Source organism: Bacteroides sp. AF29-11 (assembly GCF_003602895.1).
Taxonomy (GTDB): Bacteria; Bacteroidota; Bacteroidia; order Bacteroidales; family Bacteroidaceae; genus Bacteroides; species Bacteroides uniformis.
The window spans coordinates 41,925-44,631 of record NZ_QTLY01000013.1; the positions used below are offsets into that span (position 1 = coordinate 41,925).

A 2,707-nucleotide genomic window follows, 5' to 3' on the forward strand; every position below is an offset into this window, starting at 1 on the left:
TTAAATTTAAAAGTTTCATTAATCGACCCTTTTTCTGTACTTTTGATTTATAATAGTACTAGAGGTAATAACAGGGGGGAAAGCCCTAGTTTAAAATAGTTTCGCGAATAGTTGAATTTATGAAACTTGGATTTAAATAAAATGGAGATAATAGGCTACGCTCGTGTTTCAACGAGGGAACAGAATTTAGATTTGCAGCTAGATGCTTTAAAAGAAGCCGGATGCAAACTTATATTTGAGGAAAAAGTATCAGGAGTAAAGGATAGACCCGAATTAGATAAAGCCCTTGCATATTTGCGAGAAGGTGATACTTTTGTTATCTGGAAGCTAGATAGATTAGGACGTTCTTTGAAAGATTTAGTTTATATAGTTGATTGTTTGCAGAAAAGAAAAATTGCATTCAAAAGCATAGTTGATGGTATTGATACTAATAGTGCTTTAGGAAGATGTCAATTTGGAATTTTTGCTTCATTGGCTGAATATGAACGTGAAATAATAGTAGAACGAACTAGGGCTGGATTACAAGCTGCAAAAGAACGAGGGAAACTTACGGGACGACCTATAGGGTTATCGGAAGATGCAAAGAGAAAAGCTATAGCAGCAAAGCGTTTATATGAAAATCGGGATTATTCTATAGATGAAATATGTAGAATTTTACACATTGGAAGTAAGGCTACTTTGTATAGGTATTTACGTTATGAAAAAGTAAGATTGATGAATAGAAGAAATAAATAGGGCGTTACCTTTCAGGTCGGGCTTTTCGCTGCAAGTCCTCGCTACGCTGTGGGCTTTCCGCTGCAATCCCTAACGCATTTTCCCACCCACCCTTCTAAGGTATATCCAATGCTTTGCTTTTTTCACCGCTTCTATGAAGCACCTACAAAAGCAAGGCATTGGATATTCGGTTTTATAGACTTCATGTTCCCTAAAGGGAATATTCCGTTTATAAAACCTTATCTCTCACCCAAAATATATAAAACTTTAGGGAAAAGATAATACGTTAAAAATCAGCCGATTATAAACTATTTTTAACAAAAATAATTGTCTTATTATTTGCGACATTTATAGAAAATTACTATCTTTGAGTATTGAAAATAAAGAGATAAATAAACTTTTAAAGCTGGTTTGGCTGCCAGTATAAAGAACAGCAAACAAAATTATGAAATCTACTTTTGATAAAAATGCAGAGAAGTTTGTAAACCTTATGGTTGAAAAAATTGAAAGCTTGTCTATGAATTGGCAAAAACCTTGGTTCTCTAAAGTCAACTCTAAACAGAACTTTTTACCACAAAATTTAACAGGTCGTACTTATAGTGGTGGAAACGCTTTTTTACTTTATTTTTTGTGTGAAAAATATAATTATCAAACTCCTGTTTTTTTGACATTCAATCAAGCACGAAACGAAGGTATTAATGTTCTAAAAGGTGCTGTTGCTTTTCCTGTTTATTATACATTATTTTGTGCTTATCATCGTCAGACAAATGAAAAAATTTCATATGATGAATATAACAAATTATCAGAAGAAGAACAAAAAGAATACCGTTTAGCAGCTTATACAAAATATTTCCAAGTTTTTAATTTAGACCAAACAAACTTTGCGGAAAAATATCCCAATAGATGGGATATATTAAAGGCTAAATTTTCAGGAGAGGAACAGCCACAAGAAGAGAAAGAAATGTATGTAAATCCAATACTTGATGAAATGAATAAGAATCAAAATTGGGTATGTCCTATTCAAACGGTTTCTAGTGATAGTGCGTTTTATTCAATATCAAATGATAGCATTACTTTACCTTTAAAGAGCCAATTTAAGGACGGAGAAAGTTTTTATGGTACAGAATTACATGAAATGGGACATAGTACAGGTGTTAAAAATAGACTAAATCGAAAAGGATTTTATGAAAATGATAAATTCAATTATGGGCGTGAAGAACTTGTAGCAGAATTAATATCGGCTTTGTCTGGTGTATATTTGGGTATTTCTGTAACCGTCAGAGAAGAAAATGCGGCTTATTTAAAATCATGGTGCAAAGCAATAAAAGAAGAACCTAAATTTTTATTTACTGTATTGGCAGATGCTATTAAAGGTAGTAAATTCATAGCCCAGCATCTAAATATAAGGCTAGATGTGGAAGAAGTTGAAGAAGAGAAAAATACAAAGGTTGCTTAAAGGTTCCTTCCCCCCTCATTGGGGGGAGTTCTTTTTTCAAACGCCAAAAAAGAACCAAAAAGGCTTAATCGCTTCACTTTGTTACGCTCCAATAGTTTTGCTATCGGTAAACCCACCCACCCTTCTAAGGTATGTTTCTTTATCCCTTCTGCAATCCTTAGTAAAGTTCCACTACCTTTTAGGTAACTCCACTTTAGTAAGCATTGCAGAAGCGGAAACATGACGCAAATTAAAATACATTCTCACTTTGAGAATACATTTTAATGCGTCTTGTTGTCTAACCCAATAAGAACTATAGGGAAAGAAATTGATACCGTACTTTTCGGAGTTCCGGCACTGATGGGTAAACATGGCATGATGAAATGATACCGAATTATCATTCCTGGCACACCCTGCAGAACGACCTTTTGATACCAAATACAAAAAGCAGCCGGAAGCCGGACACAAAAAATTGATACCATAAAACATTAGGGAAAAAGAACAGGAACAAAATACAATATTATATATATAAATAATATGTGAATATATAATATATAA

General features: G+C 33.4%; 2 protein-coding genes. Both read left to right on the forward strand.

Annotated features, from left to right (window positions below):
• Window positions 1-141: 141 nt before the first annotated feature.
• Window positions 142-735, forward strand: a complete 594-nt coding sequence (locus DWZ03_RS19390; RefSeq protein ID WP_007559111.1) for a recombinase family protein — start codon at window positions 142-144, stop codon at window positions 733-735.
• Window positions 736-1,159: 424 nt separating this feature from the next.
• Window positions 1,160-2,170, forward strand: a complete 1,011-nt coding sequence (locus DWZ03_RS19395; RefSeq protein ID WP_005780952.1) for an ArdC family protein — start codon at window positions 1,160-1,162, stop codon at window positions 2,168-2,170.
• Window positions 2,171-2,707 lie beyond the last annotated feature (537 nt).